The following is a 22,647-nucleotide window of genomic DNA, read 5'->3' on the forward strand; positions in this document are numbered from 1 at the left end:
CAGAACATGTCCCAAAGTCTCGCTACCGTGGCCTACCTGGGCGCGGCCATTTTGTTCATCCTGAGCCTGGGTGGGCTCTCCAACCCTGAAACCTCGCGCCGGGGCAACCTGTTCGGCATGGTCGGCATGGCGCTGGCCGTGCTGGCCACGGTATTCGGCCCGCGCGTGAGCCCCGCAGGTGTGGCCTGGATTGTCGGCGCTCTGGTCATTGGCGGCGGCATCGGCCTGTATGCGGCCAAGGTCGTCAAGATGACCCAGATGCCCGAACTGGTCGCGCTCATGCACAGCCTGGTGGGCCTTGCGGCTTGCCTGGTGGGGTTTGCCAGCTATGTCGATACCTCGATTCAGCTGCAGGGTGCCGAGAAGATCATCCACGAGGTGGAGATTTATGTGGGCATCCTGATTGGTGCCGTCACGTTCAGCGGCTCGCTGATTGCCTTTGGCAAGCTCAACGGGAAGATCGGCGGCAAGCCGCTGCTGCTGCCCGGCCGCCACTGGCTCAACCTGGCCGCGCTGCTGATCGTGATCTGGTTTGGCCGTGAGTTCCTGCGCGCCGAGACCGTCGAGCAAGGCATGGTGCCGCTCATGGTGATGACGGTGATTGCGCTGCTGTTCGGTATCCACATGGTCATGGCCATTGGTGGTGCCGACATGCCGGTGGTGGTGTCCATGCTCAACAGCTACTCGGGCTGGGCGGCGGCGGCCACGGGCTTCATGCTGTCCAACGACCTGCTCATCGTGACCGGCGCGCTCGTGGGTTCTTCGGGCGCCATCCTGTCCTACATCATGTGCAATGCGATGAACCGCAATTTCATCAGCGTGATTGCGGGGGGCTTTGGTTCGGGCGCGGGCACGCCCGCCAAAAAGGGCGAAGCTGCCGAGCCGCAGGGCGAGGCCGTACCCGTCAGCTCCGCTGAGACGGCCGAGCTGCTGCGCGACGCCAAGAGCGTCATCATCGTGCCCGGTTACGGCATGGCCGTAGCCCAAGCGCAGCACACGGTGTACGAGATCACCAAGACCCTGCGCGAGAAGAGCGTGGATGTGCGCTTTGCCATCCACCCCGTGGCGGGCCGCATGCCCGGCCACATGAACGTGCTGCTGGCCGAGGCCAAGGTGCCCTACGACATCGTGATGGAGATGGACGAGATCAACGAGGACTTCCCCGATGCCGACGTGGCCATGGTCATTGGCGCCAACGACATCGTGAACCCCAGCGCGCTGGACGATCCGTCCAGCCCCATCGCTGGCATGCCGGTGCTCGAAGTGTGGAAGGCCAAGACCTCCATCGTGATGAAGCGCTCGATGGCCTCGGGCTATGCCGGAGTGGACAACCCCTTGTTCTACAAGGACAACAACCGCATGCTGTTTGGCGATGCCAAGAAAATGCTGGATGAGGTACTGACCGCGCTCAAGAGCTGACGGGCATAATTCCTCCACAATAAAAGCACGATCGTGCTGAAAAACATCGGCGTGCTTGCAGGACCCCCATAAAACCTACCAGGAGACAATCCCAATGACCGACCGCCCGTGGCTGGCCGCCTATCCACAAGGTGTTCCCGCAGACATCGACACCACGCAGTACAGCTCCCTTGTGGCGCTGATGGACGAGGCGTTCAAGAAGTACGCCAACCGCGTGGCCTACAGCTTCATGGGCAAGGACGTGACCTACGCCCAGACCGATTCGCTCTCCAGTGCGTTTGCTGCCTATCTCCAGGGCCTGGGGCTGGTCAAGGGCGACCGCGTGGCCATCATGATGCCCAACGTGCCCCAGTACCCCGTGACCGTGGCGGCCGTGCTGCGCGCGGGCTTCGTGGTCGTCAACGTGAACCCGCTGTACACGCCGCGCGAGCTGGAGCACCAGCTCAAGGACTCGGGCGCCAAGGCCATAGTCATCATCGAGAACTTTGCCACCACGCTGGAGCAGTGCATCGCGCACACGCCCGTCAAGCACGTGGTGCTGTGCGCCATGGGTGACCAGCTCGGTCTGCTCAAAGGGACCTTGGTCAACTACGTGGTGCGCAACGTCAAGAAGATGGTGCCCGCCTACAACCTGCCGGGTGCGGTGCGCTTCAATGACGCCGTGGCCCAAGGCACGCGCGGCACCCTTAAGAAGCCCGACATCAAGCCCGACGACATCGCGCTGCTGCAGTACACCGGCGGCACCACGGGCGTGAGCAAGGGCGCCGTCCTGCTGCACCGCAACGTGATCGCCAACGTGTTGCAGTCCGAGGCCTGGAACGAGCCCGTGATGAAGAAGGTGCCGGCGGGCGAGCAGCCCACCAGCATCTGCGCGCTGCCGCTGTACCACATCTTCGCGTTCACCGTGAACATGATGCTTAGCATGCGCACGGGCGGCAAGACCATCCTGATTCCCAACCCGCGCGACCTGCCTGCGGTGCTCAAGGAGCTGTCCAAGCACACCTTCCACAGCTTCCCGGCCGTCAACACGCTGTTCAACGGCTTGGCCAACCACCCCGACTTCAACACCGTCAACTGGAAGAACCTCAAGGTCTCGGTGGGCGGCGGCATGGCGGTGCAGGGCGCTGTGGCCAAGCTCTGGCTCGAAAAGACAGGCTGCCCTATCTGTGAAGGCTATGGCCTGTCGGAGACCAGTCCTTCGGCCAGCTGCAACCCCACCACCAGCACCGAATACACCGGCACCATCGGCGTGCCGCTGCCCAGCACCTCCATGAAGCTACTGGACGATGAAGGCCGTGAGGTCACCACGCTGGGCGAGCCGGGCGAAATCGCCATCAAGGGCCCTCAGGTGATGGCCGGCTACTGGCAACGTCCCGATGAAACCGCCAAGGTCATGACCGAAGACGGTTACTTCAAGTCGGGCGATATCGGCGTGATGGATGCGCGCGGCTTCTTCAAGATCGTGGACCGCAAGAAGGACATGGTGCTGGTCAGCGGCTTCAACGTGTACCCCAACGAGGTCGAAGAAGTGGTGGCCAACTGCCCGGGCGTGCTCGAATGCGCCGTGGTGGGCGTGCCCGACGAAAAGACCGGCGAGGCCGTGAAGCTCGTGATCGTGAAGAAGGACCCGGCGCTCACCGAAGCGCAGGTCAAGGAGTTCTGCCGCCACGAGCTCACGGGTTACAAGCAGCCCAAGGTGATCGAGTTCCGCACCGAGCTGCCCAAGACCCCCGTGGGCAAAATCCTGCGCCGCGAACTGCGCGACAAGAAGTGACGCGGCCTGCTGGCACGTCACAATCCCCAGGCGGCTTCGGCCGCCTTTTTTGCGACCGCGCTGCCCAGGGTGGCGCGGGTGTTTTGTGGCCCCATGACATGACCCCAAGGACCTTTGCATGAGCACTGCCATCCTGAGTGCGCTGCCCGAAGAACAGAGCTCGCTGGTGCAACAGCTGGCGCACCCGCAGCGGCTGATGCACGCAGGCCGCGCGTTCTGGCGCGGAGAGCTGCACGACCGCCCGGTGGTGCTGGCGCTGTCGGGCATCGGCAAGGTGGCCGCTGCCACCACGGCCACGGCCTTGATCGAACATTTTGGGGTGGCGCGCATCGTCTTCACGGGCGTCGCGGGTGGTGTCGGCGATGGGGTGCACCGGGGCGATGTGGTGGTGGCGCAAGACTACGTGCAGCACGATATGGATGCCTCGCCGCTGTTCCCTCGGTGGGAGCTGCCGGGCTACGCACGCACCCGCCTGGCGTGCGATCCGGTACTGACTGCTATGCTTTTGGAAGCTGCCAACCTATGCGTCGCTAGCGCAAGCGGTCTCTGGGGCTTGAAAAATTTCCATGGAGGTGCCCACCAGGCGCACCAGGGCCTGGTTGCCAGCGGCGATCGTTTTGTGGCCACCGCCCAAGAGTCCGAGCGCCTGTGCACCGCCCTGCGCGCGGCCGGGCACGATGTGCTGGCCGTGGAGATGGAGGGTGCCGCCGTCGCCCAGGTGTGCCATGACTACAGCCTGCCCTTTGCCGCGGTGCGCACCATCTCCGACCGCGCCGACGACGACGCACACGGCGACTTCGCCCAATTCGTGCAGACCGTGGCCAGCCGGTACGCCGAGCACATGGTGCTGTCGTTCTTACAAAAACTATGAAATTGATAGCGACTAAGGCATGTTGCACTAGCGCTTGCGGCAGATTTTCCCTCTAAAGAGGACTCCACCGCATCCCATTTGACGTTCGATACGATGCGTTGCAACCGGCGCTATGTATCTACCAGCGCCACCGCGGAACCGGCTTTGCCGGGCCGCTGGAGGCGTCCCCCCTCGGGGGGAAGGCGCGCAGCGCCATAGGGGGCTACTTCAACCAGCCCCGTTTGCGGAAGTACCACATGGGCCCGAGCGCGCTCGCCAGCATCAGTCCCAGCGCATACGGGTAGCCCAGCGACCAGTCCAGTTCGGGCATGAACTTGAAGTTCATGCCGTACACGCTGGCGATCAGCGTGGGCGGCAGCAAGGCAACGCTGGCCACCGAGAAGATCTTGATGATCTTGTTCTGGTTGATGTTGATGAAACCGACCGTGGCGTCCATCAAGAAGTTGATCTTGTCGAACAGGAACGCCGTGTGGTTGTCCAGCGACTCGATGTCGCGCAGGATCTGGCGGGCTTCCTCGAACTGCTCGGAGTTGAGCATCTTCGAGCGCATCATGAAGCTCACGGCGCGGCGCGTGTCCATCACGTTGCGGCGGATGCGGCCGTTCAAGTCTTCCTGGCGCGCGATGGCGGCCAGCACCTCGCCGGCGCGGGTGTCGGTCACATCGCCCGCCAGCACCTGTTTGCTCACGGCCTCCAGCTCGTCGTAGATGTTCTCCAGCGTGTCGGCCGAATACTCGGCGTCGGCGTCGAACAGCTTGAGCAGCACTTCCTTGGCATCTTCGATGAGGCCGGGCGCGCGGCGCGCGCGCATGCGCAGCAGGCGGAACACGGGCACGTCTTCATCGTGGATGGAGAACAGCACGCCCCGGCTTTTCAGGTTGGTGTTGTGCTGGTTCAGGATGAAGGCCACGCGCACCGAACGGGGGTCTTCGTCGTCATCGATCAAGAAGTCGCTGCGGATGTGCAGCTCGCCGTTGTCTTCCTCGTAGAAGCGGGCGGATTCCTCGATGTCCTCGTCCATCGCATCCTCGGGGATGGACAGGCCGTAGTGCTGCTTGATCCAGCGCTTCTCTTCGAGCGTGGGGGCTTCCAGGTCCACCCAGATCGGCTGGAACTTGGTCAGCTCTTCCAGGGACTCGATTTCTTCCTGGAACAGCCGGCCATTGGCGAGCGTAAAGATGTTGAGCATGGGCTCACTCCCTTGTTTTTTGGCGTCTGCGGTGTGGGGATAGGGGTGCTTTCAACCCCACAGCAGTCAAATGCGCCGGGAGCTGAAAGCTACCAACTCGGGTAGGTTTCCAAGGAGCTGTCTCCGTAAAAATTAGGCAAGCGGCGGATTATGGCACCGGGCGATGATCTCGCCGGTCCGGAGGGAGCATGGAAGGGGGCTGGGGCCCTGCCAACAGGCTCTCAGCCCTCGGCCTCGGCACTGCGCACCATGGCCAGCGCCCGGCACAGGTCGGCCCAGGCGGCGGCCTTGTTGTCCTGCGAGCGCAGCAAAAAGGCGGGGTCGTAGGTCACCACCGCCGGGCACCCGGCCAGCACATGCGGACCTGCGCGCAGGCGGCCCAGGGGCTCGGTGCGGCCCAGCGCCGCGCGTGCCGCCACATGGCCCAGCACCAGCACCATGGCGGGCTGCAGGTGGGCCACGGTGTCGGCAAGGGTGGCCGGGATATCGGCGCTGGCTTCCGTGCCGGGCGCAGACCGCTCCAGCGCGGCCAGGAACACGCGCGGGTGCCGGTGCAATTGCATGGCCCGCAGCATGTTGTCGAGCAAGCGGCCCGCATCGCCACCCAGGGGCTCGGCGGGGGTCAAGCTCTCGGCCACGATGAGCCAGCCCCGGCCCAACCCGGCAGGCGTTTGCGCCGGGTCGGCGGTGGGGTAGAGCGTCTGGGGTGGGTGCAGCCGCAGGGCGGGCGCGGCCGCGCCTGTGGTGGCAGGTGCAGGAGTCGGAGCCGGCGGTGCGCTGCGGCTGGTGGTGTGGGCCGGCGGCGCTTGGGGGCGCTCGGCGAGCGCAGGGGACGGTGTCTGTGGTTGTGCGCGCGGCGGCGCCATGGCAGGTGCTGCCACGGCCGCAGGAGCTGCAGAAGCGGTTGCCGGGGGCTGGGCGCTGGCCTCCTGGGCGGGGGATGGGCCCCACACGGTGACGCCCATTTCTTGCAGCATGGCGCGCTGGCGCGCATCGAGGTGGAGGCTCATACGGAAAGAAAACAGGCCATCGGTGGTTCAGCAGGTACGGGGTGCGGTGCGCGGTCAGAGCGCCAGGCTCATGACCACGGCATCTTCGCGCTGTCCGTGTGCTGCGGGGTAGTAACGCTTGCGGTCGCCCACGCGGCGGAATCCGTGGGTCTGGTAGATCTGCTGGGCGCGCAGGTTGCTCGCCCGCACCTCCAGCCACAGCCATTGTGCACCGCGCCCGCGTGACCACAAGGCCAGGGCGTCCAGCAGCACGCGGGCCCAGCCCTGGCGCTGGTATTCGGGGGTGACGGTGATGTTGAGCAGGTGCACCTCATCCACCCCCATCATGGCCACAAAGTAGCCCAGCAGATGGTCGTCCGCCATCAGGAGCTGCGTCTCGTAGCCAGACGCCATGGCGTCGGTGAAGTTGCCACGCGTCCAGGGGTGCGAATAGGCGCGCTGCTCCACGGCCAGCACGGCATCTAGCCGGGCCAGGGTCAGGGCCTCAAAACGCGCCTCGGGGCGGTTTTGGCTGGCATCGGACGGCGATGTGGAGGAGGTAGGCAGTGCGCTCATGCTGGATTCGTTCACCCTTTTTTCAGGGCGTCACAGCCGCCTGGGCGGCGCGCAGTGCGGCGCGTTCAGCGGTGGTTTGCGCCACTTTATCGCGGATATAGCGCGGCAGGGCGTCACCAGCGGCCACGGCATGGCCCGCTGCAATCAGCGCCGGCGCCAGGCGCAGCAGGGCCGTGGCGGTGGGCAAAGCGGTGACGTGCGTGGCGGTCGGTGCCAGCCGGTCGCCATAGGCTGCGCGGGCATTGCCGGCTACCGTCCAGCCATCTGGCGGCTGCACCGACTCGGGCGCCCCCAGGCCAAAGTCTTCGTCTGCGCGCCAGCGGGCTTCGGCGGGCAACCATTCGCAGCGCGCGTGGTAGACCTCGTCCATGCGGGCATCCAGCACCGCCACCACGTGGGTACAGCCGTGTTGCTGGCGTGCTTCCTCAGCCACGGCCAGCAGGGTGTCCACGGGCAATACCGGCACGCCCTGACCGCCCTTGGCGCCAAAGGCCAGCCCCTGGGCCACGGCGCAGGCGGTTCGCAGTCCGGTGAAAGAGCCGGGGCCGCGCCCGAATACCACCGCATCCAGCATGTCGAAAGTCAGGCCCGCCTGCGCCATTAGCGCACGCACGGCGGGGATCAGCGTCGCCGAGGCCTGTGCGCCCCCCGGCCCCTGGTGCTGCCAGACCCCATCGCCATGCTGCACGGCGATGGAGAGGGTGTCGGTGCTGGTGTCAAAGGCGAGCAGATTCATGGGCAGGGTCGGAAGATCTTGGGTGGCGCGGTCGGTGAGCAGGCGCTCAGGAGGTGGCTGTGGCTGGGGTGGAAGGTGCCGGGCTCTTGCGCAGCACGCCCAGGAGGATACCGGTGGTGACCAGCAGCAGGCCGGCCACCAGATTCCAGTGCATCGGCTCGTCCAGGAAAATCACCGCCCCCATGGCAGACAGACCGGGCACCAGCGCCGTGATCATGGTCGAGCGTACGGGGCCGTAGTGCTGGATCATGCGCGTGAAGCCAATACCGGAGACCACCACGGAGCCACCACCCTGGAACAGCATCTGAAACGCGATCTCGCTCCATGGCGCCTGGGCCAGGTGGCTGGTGACCGCGCCCAGCCAGACCAGCAGCGCATAGCTGGGCAGGTACACCACGCAGGCAAACGCGGTGATGGCGATGGTGGCCTGCACCGCATCGACCGCGTGGCGCCGCGCCAGCACGCTGTAGGTGGCCCAGGACGACGCGGCCAGCATGAAGAGCAGGTCGCCCTTCCAGACGTCCCCGCCCGAAAACGCCGCCAGCAGACTGCGCCCACCCACCAGCAGGTCGCCCGCCACGATCAGCGCCAGGCCTGCAGCGCGCAGCGGCGTGATGTGGTCGCGCAGCAACCAGGCGGCCAGCAGCGCCGTCCACAGCGGCAAGCTGCCCGGCATGAGCACCGCCGCATGGGTGGCCGGTGCATGGAAGAACCCTGAATAGGCCAGCAGTGCGTACAGCAGCCCGCCAAAGCTGCCCAGCAGCGCCGTGGTGCGCAAGGGCAAGGGGGAGATGCCCGCCAGGCTGGACGGCGGTGCCGAGGCCCCCAATGCCGTCTGGCGCCGTCGCACCATCCACCAGCCCCAGGGCAGCAGCACCAGGCTGGCGCCCACGATGCGCAGCAGTGCGATGTCGAACGGGGTGAGCGTGCGCTGGGCCGAGGCGCGGGCGATGATGATGAAGCCCGTCCAGATGGTGACGGTGACCACGGCCGCCAGCAGGCCGATGGTGCGGGGAGAAAAACGCATCGCGCGATTATCGGCGCCCGCCGCATGCCGTGCTGGCGCGGGGCCTGGTGCGGGTGCGCGGGCGCTAGACTCCCCGCCATGTTGTCTGTTTCTGCTCTTTGGCGCCGCCGTGTGCTGCGTGGTGTGGTGGGTTGTGGGGCTGCGTGGCTAGTGGCTGCAGGCGGGGCGGGCCTGGCGGGGGCGCAGACGGGCGGGCCGCCTGCTGGCTCGCTGCCGCCCGAGGTGGAGGCCACCCTGGCGCGCGCCAAGCTGCCGCGCGAGTCCCTGTCAGTGGTGGTGGTGGACGCGCAAGCTGCCGGCAAGGCCAGCCCGCGCCTTGCACACCGTGCCCAGGTGCCTGTGAACCCCGCGTCGGTGATGAAACTGGTGACCACCTATGCGGCGCTGGAGCAGCTGGGCCCTGCCTATGTATGGAACACGCCGGTGTATGTGCAAGGCACGGTGCAGGACGGCAGCCTGCGGGGCAATGTCTACATCCAGGGCCAGGGCGACCCCAAGCTGGTCATGGAGCGGTTGTGGCTGCTGATGCGGCGGCTGCAGGGCCAGGGCATCCAGGTCATCGTGGGCGATATCGTGCTGGACCGCACGGCGTTCGACGTGCAGGACCAGGACCCGGCACGGTTTGATGGCGAGCCGCTGCGGCCCTACAACGCCTCACCCGACGCCCTGCTGCTCAATTACAAATCGTCGGTGATGACCTTTGTGCCCGATGCGGCCGCCGGTCTGGCGCGCATCCAGTACGACCCGCCTCTGGCTGGAGTGCAGCGCCAGCCCACCGTGGCGCTGGCGGCGCCGGGCGCCGACTGTGGCGACTGGCGCACAGCGTTGCGAGCGGAGCTGTCGGACCCCTCCAAGGTGTCTTTCCAGGGCGTGTACCCCGCTGCGTGTGGCGAGCGGGTGTGGCCGGTGGCGGCGGCCGACCCGCGTGGCTTTGCGGCGCGGGCGGTAGAGGGCATGTGGCGCGATCTGGGCGGCAAGCTCACGGGCAGCGTGCGCGACGGCAAGGTGCCCCCGGGCCTCAAGCCCGCGTTTGTGGTCCCGTCCCCTGCACTGGCCGAGGTAGTGCGCGACGTGAACAAGTACAGCAACAACGTGATGGCGCAGCAGGTCTTTCTGACCCTGGCGCTGCAAAAAAATGGCGTGGCCACATTCGACGGCGCCCGCGAGGTGCTGCGCCAGTGGTGGCAGGCCCGCATGGGCGATGCCGACCTGCCGCAGGTGGACAACGGCGCCGGGCTCAGCCGCGACGCACGCCTGACCGCACAGGCACTGGCCCGCATGCTGCAGGTGGCCTGGGTATCGCCCGTGATGCCCGAGCTGGTGGCGTCGCTGCCGATCACGGGGGTGGACGGCACGCTGCGCCGCAGCCAGAGCCGCGCTGGCACCGCCCACCTCAAGACGGGCAGCCTGCGCGACGTGATGGCTGTGGCAGGCTATGTGCATGCCGCCAGCGGGCGCCGCTATGTGCTGGTGGCGGTGGTCAACCACGCCAATGCAGGGGCAGCGCGGCCCGTGCTCGACAGCCTCATCGACTGGACGGCGCGTGAGCAGTGAATAATCGCTGCTGCCCTGCGTTTTCCCCACCATGCAACTCCATGAACTGATCGGCTACGTGGCCGCCTGCCTGACCACCTGCAGCTTTGTGCCGCAGGCCCTGCACACCTTTCGCACGCGGGACGTGAGCGGTATCTCGTTGGGCATGTACAGCGTCTTTACCGTGGGGGTCGCGCTGTGGCTGGCCTACGGCCTGGCGCTGGCGGCCTGGCCCATCGTGGTGGCCAATGCCATCACCCTGGCCCTCGCGGGCACCATCCTGGGCATGAAGGTTTTGTACGGCGTGCGACGTCCCGACTGACTGGTCTAACAGGCCTGCGCGCGCTGTCGCCTAGGTGTCTGGCGGCGCCCGTCCTCCCGCGTTATCCCCTATGGATGCTGCAGCGCAGGTGCGCGCACGATGCGTCGTTCTTCACTGACCGAGGTATCCATCCATGACCTATTTCCGCCTTACCTGTGTGGCCGCTGCAGCGGTCCTGCTTGTCGCCTGCGGTGGCTCTGACGACCCGGCGCGCGGCGCACTGATCGACCCCCCCGCCACGCTCACGACGCTCACCGTAGCGCAGATCGACGCGGCCACGGCCAGCAGCGGCCTGCAGGCGATCAGTGGCAAGGCCAAGTGCGATGTGAAGGTGGTGTCGCTGAACTATGCGACCGTGGGTGCCAAGAGCGGCGAAAACACCAACGCCTCGGGCGTGATGCTGGTGCCAGCCGGCAGCTGCACCACCGCAGCCCCGCTGGTGGCCTATGCCAAGGGCACCGATGTGCAAAAGCCCCGCACCCTGGCCAACCCGCAGGACAGCGAAACCTTCCTGCTGGCGGCCATGTACGCCGCGCAGGGCTATGCCGTGGTAGCCACCGACTACCTGGGCTTTGCCAAGTCGGGCTACAGCTATCACCCCTACCTGCATGCCGACTCGGAAGCCACCTCGGTCATCGACTCGGTGCGTGCTGCACGCAATGCGGCAGGCACGGTGGGGGCCACGCTGTCTGGCAAGGTGATGTTCACCGGGTACTCGCAGGGCGGCCACTCGTCCATGGCAGCGCAGCGCGCAGCCGAGCGGGACTACGGCAACGAATTCAATGTGGTCGCAGGCGCGCACCTGGCAGGCCCCTACAACCTGTCGGGCTCGCTGCGCATTCCGGACGCGATCGCGGGCGTGCAGTTCTTTGTGCCCTACCTCGTCACGGCCTGGCAGAAGGTCTATGGCAACGTCTATACCGACGTGAAGGATGTGTTCAAGGCGCCGTACTCCGGCTACATCGAGAACCTGCTGCCCAACCCCACGCTCAACTACACCACCCTGGTGACCACGGGCACGCTGCCCTCGGGCACACCCAACCAGGCGCGTGACGCGCTGTTCCAGTCGGCGTTCATCACCGGCTCCCAGACCAGCACCACCCACCCGCTGTACCTGGCCGCCAAAAAGAATGACCTGCTCGGCTGGACCCCCAAGGCGCGTGTGATGCTGTGTGGCGGTGCTGGCGACCCCACCGTGCCGCCGGCCGTTCACATGGTCGTCATGAAAGCCGACTTTGACAGCCGGGGTGTGACGAACGTCAACACAGTCGATGTGGACGCTGCCATCCAGGCCACCTACGGCCCTGGCGGCAAGGCGCCCACCGACCCTAACTCGGCAGCCTTTGCCACCTACTACGGCAGCTACCACGGCACCTACGAGCCGCCGTTCTGCCATGCGCAGGCCAAGGCCGTGTTCGACACCGTCAAATGACAGCCGTGATGCCTGCGTGAAGCCCCAAAGGGTTCGCAGGCTTTTAGAACCCCACCCCTAAGCCCCACCGGTGTTTACCCGGTGGGGCTTTTTTGCGCTGGCGAATATGATTTGCCACGAATAGCACGGTCGTTCTATTTTTACGATAACAGGAGTGATACCGATGGTTTTTCAGCGCAAGGCTTTGTGGGTTTCTCTGGCGGCAGCATCGCTGCTGCTGGCGTGTGGGGGCGGCGGTGCCGACACCTCGCCGGTGGCGCCCATCAAGACCGTCAAGGTCATGGGTGACAGCATTGCCGACAGCGGCACGTTTGGCTTCAAGTTCACGGTGCAGGGCAGTGCCCCCACAGGCCCGGCGTCCACACCCATCTGGCCCGAGCTGGTGGCCAGCAGCTACGCAAACACGCTCTGCCCCCGCTATGTGTCCACTGGCAGCGCGTTCCACACAGCGGCGGGTTGTACCAACTACGCCATTGGCGGCGGGCGCATCAACAACTTCACGGCCCCCGCGTCGCCTGTCTCCATCGTCAAGCAACTGACCGATGCAGGGGCCGACGGCTTCAGCGCGGGGGACCTGTTGCTGATCGACGGCGGTGGCAACGACGCTGCGGACCTCATCGGTGCCTACCTGTCGGCCTCCAAGGATGGCGGCAAGGCTTTCGGCGCACTGCTGTCCACCTTGCTGCCAGCGGCCACGGTGAACGCCGGCCTGGCGGGCGGTGCTACGGGCCAGGCCCAGGTGGGCGGCGCCTACATGGTGGCGCTGGCTGACAAGTTCCACGACGCGATCGAAGCCAATGCCTTGAGCAAGGGCGCGCAGCGTGTGGCGGTGCTCAACATGCCCGCCATCGACAAGACGCCGCGCCTGCAGCAGGTGCTCGGTGGCATCACGGCGTCGGCCGGCGCCGCCGCGAGCGCGCAGGTGCAGGGCCTGCTCAAGGCCTGGCTCGAAGCCTTCAACGCCCAGCTGGCCAAACGTTTTGCGGGCAACAGCAAGGTGGTGGTGGTGGACTTCTACACCTCGTTCAACGACCAGGTGGCCAACCCCGCGCAGTTCGGGCTGACCAATGCCAAGAACACCGCGTGCCCCATCACCGGCCAAGGTGCTGACGGCCTGCCCACCTATACCTTCCCCACGTGCACGGCGGCAGCTTTGTCGGCACAGACGCCGCCCGCAGGCGCCACGGGCGGGGCGGACTGGTGGAAGACCTATGCGTTCTCCGACAGCTTCCACCCCACGCCGTATGGCCACCAGCTGGTCAGCCAGCTGGTATCGCGTTCGCTGGCCCGCGCGGGCTGGCTGTAATCGGCAGTTGAAGGGTTCATACACCATGCAAAACAAAACCATCACCCCTTCCCTGGCTGGCGTTGTGGCCGCACTGGCGCTCACCCTGTCCGGCGGCGCGCAGGCCCAGACCGCTGGCAGCTGGCTGGTGCGCGCGGGCGCCACGCAAATCGCGCCCCAGGTCACCAGTGGCGACCTGTCCGCGCCCAGCTTCACGGGCACCAAGGTGGACGTTCATGCCGACACGCAGCTGGCTGGCGGCATCACCTACATGCTCACCGACCACTGGGCGGTGGACGTGCCCCTGGCACTGCCTTTCAAGCACAACATCATGGGCGCCGGAGCCATCGGCGGCGTGGGCAAGATCGGCGAGGTCAAGGTGCTGCCCATGACCGTGTTCGCGCAGTACCGATTTCTGGAGGCCAATGCCCGGGTGCGCCCCTACGTGGGCCTGGGCGTGACCTACGCCAAGTTCTTCAAGGAGCGCGGCACCGCAGCGCTGACAGGGCTCACCGGTGGCAGTCCCTCCCGTCCCACCACGCTGAGCGCTGAATCGCGGTTTGGCCTCACGCCTCAGGTGGGGGTGAGCATTGCGCTCAACGACCAGTGGTCGCTGGACGTGGCGTACTACAAGACCTTTGTGAAGACCCGCAACACCCTGTCCACGGGCCAGACCATCGACGTCAAGCTCAACCCCAATGTGGTGGCGCTGGGCGTGGTGTATCGGTTCTGACCTTCATCCGGGGTAGATCGATGGCCCACAAAAAAGCCGCCCACTGGGCGGCTTTTTTGCTGGGTGGAGCGCGGAGCGCGCCGGCTTACCAGCGTGCGCGCAGGCGGTCGTAGGCGTAGGTGCCAAACTGGCGCTGGGCGGACGGCGTGAGGTACACGGTGTCAGCAAACACGAACGAGGTGGCATTGGCACCCGACAGCAGCGTGGAGGACGTGCACAGGGCCGAGTTGACCTGGCCTGCGCCAATGCCGATACCGTTGGTCGCATCCACCGACGTGCACACTGCCGCCGTGGAGTTGTTGAAACCATAGTTGCCAGGCACGCTGGTGTACAGGTTCACGTAGTAGGCCGAGTCCACGTACAGCACGTTGGCGCCCAGGTCCACGATGCCCACCAGCAGGCCTTCGTTGAAGCGGCTGCTGGCGTTGCTCAGCAGGGCTTCGCGGCCAATGGTCTTGGCCCAGGGGGTCTTGCTCAGGTCGTAGGTGCCGGTCACCACCACATACTTGGCGCCCGCCGTCACCAGGCGGCGCACCTGGGCAGCCAGGTCCTCCCCAGCCTTGCGGGCGGCGGCCACCATGGCGTCCTGGGTCTGGGTGCCTGCGTTCACAGCGGCCATGCCGGCGATCACGTCGCTGACACCGCCGCTCACCATCACCACATCAGTGGCTGCAAAGCTGCCGCTAGCCAGGAAGGCGTCGATCTGTTCGGTGACGGTGCGGGTGCTGGCATTGCCGGCCGCATCGGGCTTGGCGCTGACGCGGGCATTGCCAGTGGCGTAGCTCAGGCCGCCTGCAGAGACCGGGGCGAGCGACTTGCCGTAGTTGGCCACCACCTGCAGGGTCCAGTTGTTGACGCTGCCGTCATTGACGGTGTAACGCGAGCCGTTTTGCCCCACATCGTTCATGGCGTCGCCGAACGCAATGAAGCGCTGGGGCGTGATGGCCGATTCGGTGGTGCTGGAACCGCAGGCCGCGAGCAACGCGGCCGACGCACATGCGGCGACCATGATGGTGCGGCGCATCCAATTTGCTGCCATGTATTTCTCCAGAAAAGTGGGGGGTAGTTTAACGACGCAAAGTCAACGGATGTAAAGCGGCGCCATCGCGCAGGCTCAGGCGGCGGATGCGCGCTGCAGGCGGTCGCGCACGCCTTCCCAATCGGGGCTGGCGGGCGGGGTCTCGATCCAGATCAGCTTCACGCCTTCGTCGTCAAAACTGCGCAGCACGGCGAACAGCTGCTGCGCTGTGGCAGCCGCGTCATCGGGCATGCGCCGCATGACCAGCTTGGAGGACCGACTGCGCAACGCAGCGCGGGCATAGATCGCAATGTGGGCGGCATCGGTACCCAGCAGGTCCAGGCTGGTCTGCAGCGCCTTCGCGTCCATCAGCCGCACCTTGGCGCTAGGAGCATAGTGAGCCTCCAGCGTGCCCGAGGCGCGGGGTGTGGCCGTGGGGAGGTCTTCCTTGGACAGCGGGGCCATGCCGCAAGCGGCCGCAATCTGCGCCCGGGTGATGGCGCCGGGCCGCAGCAGCACGGGCACACCACGCGTGCAGTCCACGATGGTGCTTTCAATGCCTACATCGCAGGGCCCGCCGTCCAGCACCAGCAGGTCGTCGCCCAGCTCGTCCTGCACATGCTGGGCGGTGGTGGGGCTCACGCGGCCAAAACGGTTGGCACTGGGGGCTGCAACGCCCCACACGGGAGGGCCGCCAGCCTCATTGCTGTCGCCAGCGGCCGCGCAGGCCACCAGCAGGGCGTGGGCCACGGGGTGTGCGGGGCAGCGCAATCCCACACTGTCCTGCCCGCCGGTGGCGGCGGTGGCTACGCCGGGCAAGCGCGGCAGTATGAGCGTGAGTGGGCCGGGCCAGAAGGCATCCACGAGCTTTTGTGCAAAGCCGGGCACTTCACTGGCGAAATGCGCAATGCCCTCGGCATTGGCCACGTGCACGATCAGCGGGTGGTCGCTGGGCCGCCCCTTGGCCGCGAAGATCTGCGCCACGGCGGTATCGCTGCTGGCATCGGCTGCGAGGCCATACACCGTTTCGGTGGGGAGCCCCAGCAGGGCGCCGCTGCGCACTGCGCGTGCAGCGGTGGCGATGGCCTGGGGGGCGTTGCCGTCGAGAATCATGGAAACAGCCTGGCTCAGAAGGGCTCGATGCCCAGCAGCGCTGCAGCCTGCAGGGCTGTGGCGCGCGCAGCCTCGGGGGTGGCGGCGGTGATGTTCAGGTGCCCCATCTTGCGGTCGCGCTTGGCGTCGCGCTTGCCATACAGGTGCAGGTGGGTGCCGGGCAGGGCCAGTACCTGGGCCCAGGGCGGGGTCTGCGCCGCGTCGCCGTGGGCAAACCACAGGTCGCCGAGCAGGTTCAGCATGACGGCGGCGCTGTGCTGGCGCGGCTGCGTCAGCGGCAGGCGGGCCATGGTGCGCACCTGCAGCTCGAACTGCGACACATCGCAGGCATTCTGGCTGTAGTGACCGCTGTTGTGCGGGCGAGGGGCGATCTCGTTGACCACGAGGCTGCCGTCCTGCAGCACGAAGAACTCCACACACAGCACGCCCACATACTGCAGGCCTTCTGCTACAGATTTTGCAGCGGCTACCGCTTGATCCACTAGCGCTTGCGGCAGATTTCCTTCATAAACCTCGGTCACGGCCAGGATGCCGTCGCGGTGCAGGTTGCGCTGCACCGGCAGGTGCACCATCGTCCCATCGGCACCACGCGCCACGATGACGGAGCATTCCAGCTGCAGCGGCAGCATCTTCTCCAGCACGCAGGCCACTTGGCCAACCGAATCCCAGGCGGGGGCCAGATCGGCGGGCGTCTTCACGCGCACCTGGCCCTTGCCGTCGTAGCCCATGCGGGCCGTCTTGAGGATGCCGGGCAAAAGGTGGGGGTATACGGCGGCCAGTTGCTCTGCGGTTTCGATCACGGCAAAGGGCGCGCAGGGCACACCGCAGGCCACAAAGTGCGCCTTCTCGCGTGCACGGTCCTGCGCCACCGACACGGCGCTGGCGGCGGGCGACACGGGGCGTTGCGAGGCCAGGGTGGCCAGTGCAGCGGCGGGTACGTTCTCGAACTCGGTGGTCACCGCATCCGACAGGCGGGCCAGCTCGGCCAGGCCCTGCGGGTCTTCGTAACCTGTCTGGATGTGGTGGTGGCTCACCAGCCCGGCAGGGCTGGTGGGGTCGGCATCGAGCACAGCCGTGAAGTAGCCCATGGCCTGGGCCTGGTGGACAAACATGCGGCCCAGCTGGCCGCCACCCAGAACACCCAACGTCGATCCGGGGAGCAAGGGTTGCGTGGCGGCGCTCATGCGGCGGGCGGCAGGGTCATGTTGCGGGCCACTTCCGTCTGCTCGGCTCGGAAGGCTTCCAGGCGCTGGCGCAGCTCGGGGCTCTCATTGGCCAGCAGGGCCACAGCAAACAGGGCGGCATTGGCCGCACCGGCGGTGCCGATGGCAAACGTCGCCACGGGGATGCCTTTGGGCATTTGTACGATGGAGTGCAGCGAATCCACACCCTGCAGGTGGCGGCTGGCCACGGGCACGCCCAGCACGGGCACGGTGGTCTTGGCGGCGATCATGCCGGGCAGGTGGGCAGCACCGCCGGCCCCGGCGATGATGGCCTTCAGCCCCCGGCCGGCGGCGGCCTCCGCGTAGGCAAACATGTCGTCGGGCATGCGGTGGGCCGACACCACGCGGGCCTCGTGCGCGATGCCGAACTGTTCAAGGATTTGCACTGCATGCTGCATGGTGTCCCAGTCGCTGCTGGAACCCATGACCACGCCGATCTGGATGGGTTTCATGGTGTGGAAGGTGCTGGCCGGCAGGCCTTGCCTGCCCAGCCGCTGTAGGTAGAACCCGCGATTTTACTTTTTGCGCCTCCCTGGCGGGTGTGGGGCTGTTTCGATGGGCCAAAATAGCGCGCAAACCGCTCCATAGGCCCCGGGCCCTACACCATCATGATTGACGTCACCGTAGAGAACTTTGAAGCCGAGGTGGTTGCCGCCTCGATGAACGTGCCCGTGCTGGTGGACTTCTGGGCGCCATGGTGTGGCCCCTGCAAGTCCCTGGGGCCGGTGCTGGAGAAGCTGGAGACGGAATACGCGGGCCGCTTCAAGCTCGCCAAGATCGACTCCGACCAGGAACAGCAGCTGGCGGGCATGTTCGGTATCCGCAGCATTCCTACCTGCGTGCTGCTGATGAACGGGCAGCCTGTCGATGGTTTCATGGGCGCCTTGCCCGAAGGCCAGGTGCGCGCCTTCCTCGACAAGCACGTCCCCACCGCTGAGGAGATGGTGGCAGAGGCCGAGGAAGAAGAGGCGCAGGAAGCTCTCGCCGGAGGCGATACCGGCACCGCATTGGAGAAGCTGCAGCATGCCGTCGTGACCGACCCCGCCAACGATGACGCGCGCTTTGACTACGTCAAGCTGCTGCTGCAGCTGGGGCGCGAGGACGATGCCAAGGTGGCTTTTGCTCCCGTGATTGCCAAGGCCGCCATGTCGCGCAAGCTGGGGGCACTCAAGACCTGGATGGATGCTCTTGATTTTGTAGCGTCTGGCGCATATGACGCTAGCGCTGAGGCCGGATTTGAGGCAAAAATCGCCGCGAACAAGCGTGATTTCGACACCCGCTATGCCCGCGCCCGCTGGCTCATCACCCAGCAGCGCTGGACCGACGCCATGGACGAGCTGCTCGAAATCCTCATGCGCGATAAGGCGTGGAGCGAAGAGATCGCCCGAAAGACCTACGTCGCCATCCTCGAACTGATCGAGGCGCCCAAGCCCAAGGTAGCCGAGGGCCAGATCCCCCCCGAAGACCCGGTGGTGGCCACCTACCGCCGGCGGTTGTCGAGTGTGGTGCTGAGCTGAGGGCTCAAGAGGTTGCAGTGGTGAACGGCGCGACGCAGGCGCTCTCCATCCAATTGCCACCCTGGCGCAATGGGTCACGTCTAGGCTGCCTACGTCGCGGGCTCTATGGCGGCGTTGTGGTGTGGATACTGGGGGTGACTGGTTGCGTGACGCGTCCCCCTGCTCCAGACGCCGTGGTTACGGGGGTGGCGCTTTCGCGAGAGCGTGTCATGCTGCCGCCCGAGGCTGTTTTTGAGGCCACTTTGCTGGATGTGACCCAGCCAGACCAGCCGCCCGTCGTTTTGGGGCGGCAGCGCCGCCAACCTGCAGGTCAGCCCCCTTACGCGCTGTGGATTCCCTACCCCTCTGCGCGGTTTGTGCCCAAGGGGCGTTATGAGGTGCGAACCACCGTCACCTTGGAGGGGCGATTGCTTCTGGCCAGCGACAGGCGCTACCCCGTGCCGCAGGACGCGGCGTACCGCCATGTTGATGTTCAAATGCAGCGTCTGCTGCCGCTGGCTGCCACTGTGGAGGCGTCCGTGCCCCTGCTGCTGACCCATTGGCGGCTCGTCGAAATGGCTGGGGAGGCCCTATCCCGCCCTGCCGATGGTGTGTCGGTGCCCCATCTGGTTTTCCAGGCAGATGAGCCGCGGGTGGCAGGCTCGGGCGGCTGCAACCGCTTTCTCGCCGACTATGAGTTGCAACCTCAGAGCGGACACCTTCGCATGGGACAGCTCGTGTCCAACATCAGCTTGTGCCTGCAAAGCAGTGGGCTAGAGACCCAGTATTTTGAGGCGCTGCTGGCGGTGCGGGGCTTTCGCCAGGTCGGCACGCAGCTCCTGCTGCGGGGGGCCGAAGGCGAGCAATTGCTGCGTTTTGAAGCCGTCGAAACGCTGCCGGGCTAGGCTTCCAAAGGGGCTTTTGGCCGGTGCCACTCCCACAGCAGATTTATGCCGATGTCAGCCGCTCCAGGGCCTCACGGTACTTGGCCGCCGTCTTTTCAATCACCGCCTGGGGCAGGCGGGGCGATGGGGGGGTCTTGTCCCAGGGCTTGCCGTTGACCTGGGCCTGCTCCAGCCAGTCGCGCACAAACTGCTTGTCGTAGCTGGGCGGGTTCTCCCCCTTGGCCAGGGCTTCAGCGTAGCCCTCCACTGGCCAGTAGCGGGAGCTGTCGGGGGTCAGCACCTCGTCCATCAGCACCAGCATGCCGTCAGGGGCCAGGCCAAACTCGAATTTCGTGTCGGCAATGATCATGCCCTTGGTGAGCGCGATGTCGGCCGCGGCCTTGTAGATGGCAATGCTCAGATCGCGGATGCGGGTGGCCAGGTCCAGGCCAATCATCTCCACCGTGCGCTCGAAGGTGATGTTCTCATCGTGCTCGCCCATGGCGGCCTTGGCGGCGGGCGTGTAGATGGGTTCGGGCAGCTTGGCGGCGTTGGTCAGGCCGTCGGGCAGGGGCACGCCACAGACCGAGCGCGATTCCTGGTATTCCTTCCAGCCGCTGCCAGCCAGGTAGCCGCGCACCACGGCTTCGACCGGGATGGGTTGGAGGCGCTTCACCAGCATCGAGCGGCCACGGATTTGAGGGGCTTCCTCGGGGCTGACCACGCTCTCGGGTGCGTCGCCTGTGAGGTGATTGGGGCAGATGTGGCCGAGCTTGTCGAACCAGAACAGGGCCATTTGGGTGAGCAGCTCGCCCTTGCCGGGGATAGGCTCGCCCATGATGACGTCGAAGGCCGACAGGCGGTCGCTGGCCACCATCAGGATGCGGTCATCGCCCACGGCGTAGTTGTCACGCACCTTGCCGCGTGCCAGCAGGGGCAGCGAAGTCAGGGCCGAAGTGTGCAGGGCGGTGGAGCTGGGCTGGGTCATGGTGTCGGTGTGGGCGGTGGGTGTCCGCTGCGGGCAGTCCGAAGAACGTAGGGGAAAGGGGCGCGCGGCAGGGGAGGCCTAGGCGCAACCGGTGGATTTTACGCGCCGCTCTGAAGGGCTGCGGTTTCCGCGGGGAATGCGCCGAGAAGGGTGTGTCCCGGGCGGGCATGCGGCACACTGGGCGGCCCTGAACCTGCCTGGGCCCCTGCGGCCGTCTGCTGTGTCTTCTTCTACGCCTGAGCTTTCTCCCCACCGCGAACTGTGGCTGCTGCTGACGCTGGCAGGCATCCAGTTCACCCACATCCTGGATTTCATGATCATGATGCCGCTGGGCCCGCAGCTCACGCAGCTGTTTGAGATCACCGACGCGCAGTTTGGTTTGCTGGTGTCTGCCTACACGCTGTCGGCGGGGGCGTCAGGCCTGCTGGCTTCGACTTACATCGATCGCTTCGGTCGCAAGCGGCTTCTGCTGGTGCTCTATGGCCTGTTTGGGCTGGCGACGCTGGCCTGTGGCCTCGCGCCCACGTACGGCACGCTGATGGTGGCACGCATTCTCGCGGGGACTTTTGGCGGCGTGCTGTCGGCCTTGTCGCAGACCATCGTGGCGGACGTGGTGCCCTTTGAGCGGCGAGGGCGTGCCATGGGCATCGTGATGACGTCGTTTTCTGTGTCCACGGTGGCTGGCGTGCCCCTGGGGCTGATCCTCGCGCAGTACGGGGGCTGGAACCTGCCGTTCATTGGCATTGCCGCCATGGTGGGAGTGCTGGCCGTGCAGGCGGCCCGCACGCTACCGACCATGGCGGGCCATGTGCAGGCTGCCAACGGGCGGTCTGTGTTGAGCGGTATCACCCAGGTCCTGGCGGATGGCAACCACCGGTGGGCATTTCTTTTCTCGGCGTTGCTGATGTTTACAGGTTTTACGGTGATTCCCTACATCACCATTTACATGCAGACCAATGCGGGTGTGCGCGCCGATCAGGTGCCGGTGGTGTACCTGTGTGGCGGGGTGGTGACCTTGTTCACGGCACGGCTGTTCGGGCGCATGACCGACCGGCATGGCAAGGTGCCCACCTTCCGGTGGCTGGCCCTCGCAGGCCTTCCCTGCATCCTGGGTATCACGCTGGTGCAGGGGTTGCCGCTGTGGGGCGTGTTGATGGTGTCCACGCTGATGTTCACTTTTGTCAGTGGCCGCATGATTCCCGGCATGGCCATCATTGCCTCTGCGGCGCACGCGCCTTTGCGGGGGACCTTCATGACGCTGAACGCCTCCGTGCAATCGGCGGCGATGGGTGTTGCGTCTTTTGTGGGAGGGGTGCTGATCAGCCGCGATGCGCAGGGGCTGGTACAGAACTACTGGGTGGCTGCGCTGGTGGGCATCGGCGCCAGCCTGCTGTCTATGCTGGTGGTGGGGCGCCTCACGCTGCATGGCGCGGCGCCGTCGGCACGGTGACAAGGGAAGGGTTTGCGCTGCACTTTGGCCAGCCCCTTCAATCCGCCCATTGTGCGCGCTTTTCGGGTGCTTGGCACCTTGCCGGGCATAACCCAGCGGCCTGCGGCGGTATGGGATTGCATTTCAGGGAGGGCAGGGGCATAGTGAACCCACGACGTCAACAACAGATGCATCCAAGTTCGCCGAGCCGCTCCTCTGATCCAGGACGGCGTTTTTCCACCGAGAGCCACAGGAGACTTATTTATGAACTTGACGATCAGCGGTCACCACCTCGAAGTTACTCCCGCCTTGCGCAACTACGTCACCACCAAGCTGGACCGGATCACCCGCCATTTTGACCAAGTTGTCGATGTCAAGGTACTGCTGACGGTAGAGAAGCAAAAGGAAAAGGAAAAGAGACAGCGAGCGGAATGCAACATCCACGTCAAGGGCAGCGACCTGTTTGCCGAAAGCTCCCACGCCGACCTGTATGCGGCTGTGGACGAACTTGTCGATAAGATGGACCGCCAGGTGGTCCGCCACAAGGACCGTTTGCAAGATCACCACCACGAAGCCGCCAAGCGCGAACTGCACGCTTGATGCGCCAGCC

Annotated in this window: 22 protein-coding genes; 12 read left to right on the plus strand and 10 right to left on the minus strand. The window is 65.9% G+C overall.

What is annotated here, in order from left to right; translation table 11 throughout:
* The first annotated feature begins 6 nt into the window (after nucleotides 1-6).
* From pntB to ASC83_RS23070, 3 genes are all read left to right on the plus strand, one after another.
* Entirely contained in the window at nucleotides 7-1,419 is a 1,413-nt protein-coding gene (gene pntB, locus ASC83_RS23060) for a Re/Si-specific NAD(P)(+) transhydrogenase subunit beta (RefSeq protein ID WP_056068035.1), read from the plus strand.
* A gap of 94 nt (nucleotides 1,420-1,513) precedes the next feature.
* Nucleotides 1,514-3,193, plus strand: a complete 1,680-nt coding sequence (locus tag ASC83_RS23065; protein ID WP_056068036.1) for a long-chain-fatty-acid--CoA ligase — start codon at nucleotides 1,514-1,516, stop codon at nucleotides 3,191-3,193.
* Nucleotides 3,194-3,311: 118 nt separating this feature from the next.
* Nucleotides 3,312-4,064 (plus strand): 5'-methylthioadenosine/adenosylhomocysteine nucleosidase, encoded by a 753-nt coding sequence (locus tag ASC83_RS23070; protein WP_056068038.1) that lies wholly within the window; start codon nucleotides 3,312-3,314, stop codon nucleotides 4,062-4,064.
* 202 nt (nucleotides 4,065-4,266) lie between these two features.
* Here ASC83_RS23070 and corA read toward each other — a convergent pair whose 3' ends face one another.
* From corA to ASC83_RS23095, 5 genes are all read right to left on the minus strand, one after another.
* The gene (gene corA, locus ASC83_RS23075; RefSeq protein ID WP_015016148.1) at nucleotides 4,267-5,253 is read right to left on the minus strand and encodes a magnesium/cobalt transporter CorA; all 987 of its coding nucleotides are present in this window, start codon (nucleotides 5,251-5,253) and stop codon (nucleotides 4,267-4,269) included.
* 221 nt (nucleotides 5,254-5,474) lie between these two features.
* On the minus strand, nucleotides 5,475-6,263 hold the full coding sequence (locus tag ASC83_RS23080; RefSeq protein WP_056068040.1) for a uracil-DNA glycosylase family protein: 789 nt from the start codon (nucleotides 6,261-6,263) through the stop codon (nucleotides 5,475-5,477).
* 54 nt (nucleotides 6,264-6,317) lie between these two features.
* Complete coding sequence (gene rimI / locus ASC83_RS23085) at nucleotides 6,318-6,818, minus strand: ribosomal protein S18-alanine N-acetyltransferase (protein WP_056068154.1); 501 nt, start codon at nucleotides 6,816-6,818, stop codon at nucleotides 6,318-6,320.
* A gap of 22 nt (nucleotides 6,819-6,840) precedes the next feature.
* A complete protein-coding gene (gene tsaB, locus ASC83_RS23090) occupies nucleotides 6,841-7,554 on the minus strand; it encodes a tRNA (adenosine(37)-N6)-threonylcarbamoyltransferase complex dimerization subunit type 1 TsaB (RefSeq protein WP_056068042.1) in 714 nt (237 codons plus the stop codon).
* A 46-nt stretch (nucleotides 7,555-7,600) separates the two neighbouring features.
* On the minus strand, nucleotides 7,601-8,581 hold the full coding sequence (locus ASC83_RS23095; protein ID WP_056068044.1) for a DMT family transporter: 981 nt from the start codon (nucleotides 8,579-8,581) through the stop codon (nucleotides 7,601-7,603).
* A 78-nt stretch (nucleotides 8,582-8,659) separates the two neighbouring features.
* Between ASC83_RS23095 and dacB the strand changes: the two genes are divergently transcribed.
* From dacB to ASC83_RS23120, 5 genes are all read left to right on the plus strand, one after another.
* On the plus strand, nucleotides 8,660-10,135 hold the full coding sequence (gene dacB, locus ASC83_RS23100; protein WP_056068046.1) for a D-alanyl-D-alanine carboxypeptidase/D-alanyl-D-alanine-endopeptidase: 1,476 nt from the start codon (nucleotides 8,660-8,662) through the stop codon (nucleotides 10,133-10,135).
* Nucleotides 10,136-10,166: 31 nt separating this feature from the next.
* On the plus strand, nucleotides 10,167-10,436 hold the full coding sequence (locus tag ASC83_RS23105; RefSeq protein WP_056068048.1) for a SemiSWEET transporter: 270 nt from the start codon (nucleotides 10,167-10,169) through the stop codon (nucleotides 10,434-10,436).
* A 133-nt stretch (nucleotides 10,437-10,569) separates the two neighbouring features.
* Entirely contained in the window at nucleotides 10,570-11,868 is a 1,299-nt protein-coding gene (locus ASC83_RS23110) for a lipase family protein (protein ID WP_056068049.1), read from the plus strand.
* Nucleotides 11,869-12,031: 163 nt separating this feature from the next.
* Nucleotides 12,032-13,174, plus strand: a complete 1,143-nt coding sequence (locus ASC83_RS23115; RefSeq protein ID WP_056068051.1) for an SGNH/GDSL hydrolase family protein — start codon at nucleotides 12,032-12,034, stop codon at nucleotides 13,172-13,174.
* Between the two features lie 25 nt (nucleotides 13,175-13,199).
* Nucleotides 13,200-13,886: an OmpW family protein gene (locus tag ASC83_RS23120; protein ID WP_056068053.1), complete on the plus strand. Its 687-nt coding sequence runs from the start codon at nucleotides 13,200-13,202 to the stop codon at nucleotides 13,884-13,886.
* Between the two features lie 85 nt (nucleotides 13,887-13,971).
* On the opposite strand, the gene ASC83_RS23125 is transcribed toward ASC83_RS23120, so the two are convergent.
* The 4 genes from ASC83_RS23125 to purE form a co-directional block, all read right to left on the minus strand.
* Nucleotides 13,972-14,925, minus strand: a complete 954-nt coding sequence (locus ASC83_RS23125) for an SGNH/GDSL hydrolase family protein (RefSeq protein ID WP_056068055.1) — start codon at nucleotides 14,923-14,925, stop codon at nucleotides 13,972-13,974.
* Between the two features lie 75 nt (nucleotides 14,926-15,000).
* Nucleotides 15,001-16,017, minus strand: a complete 1,017-nt coding sequence (locus ASC83_RS23130) for an L-threonylcarbamoyladenylate synthase (protein WP_056068056.1) — start codon at nucleotides 16,015-16,017, stop codon at nucleotides 15,001-15,003.
* A 14-nt stretch (nucleotides 16,018-16,031) separates the two neighbouring features.
* The gene (locus ASC83_RS23135) at nucleotides 16,032-17,201 is read right to left on the minus strand and encodes a 5-(carboxyamino)imidazole ribonucleotide synthase (protein ID WP_056068058.1); all 1,170 of its coding nucleotides are present in this window, start codon (nucleotides 17,199-17,201) and stop codon (nucleotides 16,032-16,034) included.
* Entirely contained in the window at nucleotides 17,198-17,692 is a 495-nt protein-coding gene (gene purE / locus ASC83_RS23140) for a 5-(carboxyamino)imidazole ribonucleotide mutase (protein ID WP_055395445.1), read from the minus strand. The genes ASC83_RS23135 and purE overlap by 4 nt, the downstream gene beginning before the upstream one ends.
* A gap of 156 nt (nucleotides 17,693-17,848) precedes the next feature.
* Between purE and trxA the strand changes: the two genes are divergently transcribed.
* The gene (trxA, locus tag ASC83_RS23145; protein WP_056068060.1) at nucleotides 17,849-18,757 is read left to right on the plus strand and encodes a thioredoxin; all 909 of its coding nucleotides are present in this window, start codon (nucleotides 17,849-17,851) and stop codon (nucleotides 18,755-18,757) included.
* A 20-nt stretch (nucleotides 18,758-18,777) separates the two neighbouring features.
* Nucleotides 18,778-19,641, plus strand: a complete 864-nt coding sequence (locus tag ASC83_RS23150) for an META domain-containing protein (RefSeq protein WP_369817022.1) — start codon at nucleotides 18,778-18,780, stop codon at nucleotides 19,639-19,641.
* Between the two features lie 43 nt (nucleotides 19,642-19,684).
* Here the strand turns inward: ASC83_RS23150 and ASC83_RS23155 are convergent, their stop codons facing one another.
* On the minus strand, nucleotides 19,685-20,608 hold the full coding sequence (locus tag ASC83_RS23155) for a phosphoribosylaminoimidazolesuccinocarboxamide synthase (RefSeq protein WP_056068061.1): 924 nt from the start codon (nucleotides 20,606-20,608) through the stop codon (nucleotides 19,685-19,687).
* Between the two features lie 220 nt (nucleotides 20,609-20,828).
* Between ASC83_RS23155 and ASC83_RS23160 the strand changes: the two genes are divergently transcribed.
* Together ASC83_RS23160 and hpf are read left to right on the plus strand one after the other, a co-directional pair.
* Complete coding sequence (locus tag ASC83_RS23160; RefSeq protein WP_056068064.1) at nucleotides 20,829-22,058, plus strand: MFS transporter; 1,230 nt, start codon at nucleotides 20,829-20,831, stop codon at nucleotides 22,056-22,058.
* 243 nt (nucleotides 22,059-22,301) lie between these two features.
* Entirely contained in the window at nucleotides 22,302-22,637 is a 336-nt protein-coding gene (gene hpf / locus ASC83_RS23165) for a ribosome hibernation-promoting factor, HPF/YfiA family (protein ID WP_015016131.1), read from the plus strand.
* Nucleotides 22,638-22,647 lie beyond the last annotated feature (10 nt).

It is taken from the genome of Acidovorax sp. Root402 (assembly GCF_001425125.1).
Lineage (GTDB): Bacteria > Pseudomonadota > Gammaproteobacteria > Burkholderiales > Burkholderiaceae_C > Acidovorax > Acidovorax delafieldii.

Bases quoted from the DNA above. Each gene is read 5' to 3' on its own strand.
- pntB (WP_056068035.1), top strand. From the start codon at position 7: ATGTCCCAAAGTCTCGCTACCGTGGCCTACCTGGGCGCGGCCATTTTG.
- ASC83_RS23065 (WP_056068036.1), top strand. From the start codon at position 1,514: ATGACCGACCGCCCGTGGCTGGCCGCCTATCCACAAGGTGTTCCCGCA.
- ASC83_RS23070 (WP_056068038.1), top strand. From the start codon at position 3,312: ATGAGCACTGCCATCCTGAGTGCGCTGCCCGAAGAACAGAGCTCGCTG.
- corA (WP_015016148.1), bottom strand. From the start codon at position 5,253: ATGCTCAACATCTTTACGCTCGCCAATGGCCGGCTGTTCCAGGAAGAA.
- ASC83_RS23080 (WP_056068040.1), bottom strand. From the start codon at position 6,263: ATGAGCCTCCACCTCGATGCGCGCCAGCGCGCCATGCTGCAAGAAATG.
- rimI (WP_056068154.1), bottom strand. From the start codon at position 6,818: ATGAGCGCACTGCCTACCTCCTCCACATCGCCGTCCGATGCCAGCCAA.
- tsaB (WP_056068042.1), bottom strand. From the start codon at position 7,554: ATGAATCTGCTCGCCTTTGACACCAGCACCGACACCCTCTCCATCGCC.
- ASC83_RS23095 (WP_056068044.1), bottom strand. From the start codon at position 8,581: ATGCGTTTTTCTCCCCGCACCATCGGCCTGCTGGCGGCCGTGGTCACC.
- dacB (WP_056068046.1), top strand. From the start codon at position 8,660: ATGTTGTCTGTTTCTGCTCTTTGGCGCCGCCGTGTGCTGCGTGGTGTG.
- ASC83_RS23105 (WP_056068048.1), top strand. From the start codon at position 10,167: ATGCAACTCCATGAACTGATCGGCTACGTGGCCGCCTGCCTGACCACC.
- ASC83_RS23110 (WP_056068049.1), top strand. From the start codon at position 10,570: ATGACCTATTTCCGCCTTACCTGTGTGGCCGCTGCAGCGGTCCTGCTT.
- ASC83_RS23115 (WP_056068051.1), top strand. From the start codon at position 12,032: ATGGTTTTTCAGCGCAAGGCTTTGTGGGTTTCTCTGGCGGCAGCATCG.
- ASC83_RS23120 (WP_056068053.1), top strand. From the start codon at position 13,200: ATGCAAAACAAAACCATCACCCCTTCCCTGGCTGGCGTTGTGGCCGCA.
- ASC83_RS23125 (WP_056068055.1), bottom strand. From the start codon at position 14,925: ATGGCAGCAAATTGGATGCGCCGCACCATCATGGTCGCCGCATGTGCG.
- ASC83_RS23130 (WP_056068056.1), bottom strand. From the start codon at position 16,017: ATGATTCTCGACGGCAACGCCCCCCAGGCCATCGCCACCGCTGCACGC.
- ASC83_RS23135 (WP_056068058.1), bottom strand. From the start codon at position 17,201: ATGAGCGCCGCCACGCAACCCTTGCTCCCCGGATCGACGTTGGGTGTT.
- purE (WP_055395445.1), bottom strand. From the start codon at position 17,692: ATGAAACCCATCCAGATCGGCGTGGTCATGGGTTCCAGCAGCGACTGG.
- trxA (WP_056068060.1), top strand. From the start codon at position 17,849: ATGATTGACGTCACCGTAGAGAACTTTGAAGCCGAGGTGGTTGCCGCC.
- ASC83_RS23155 (WP_056068061.1), bottom strand. From the start codon at position 20,608: ATGACCCAGCCCAGCTCCACCGCCCTGCACACTTCGGCCCTGACTTCG.
- hpf (WP_015016131.1), top strand. From the start codon at position 22,302: ATGAACTTGACGATCAGCGGTCACCACCTCGAAGTTACTCCCGCCTTG.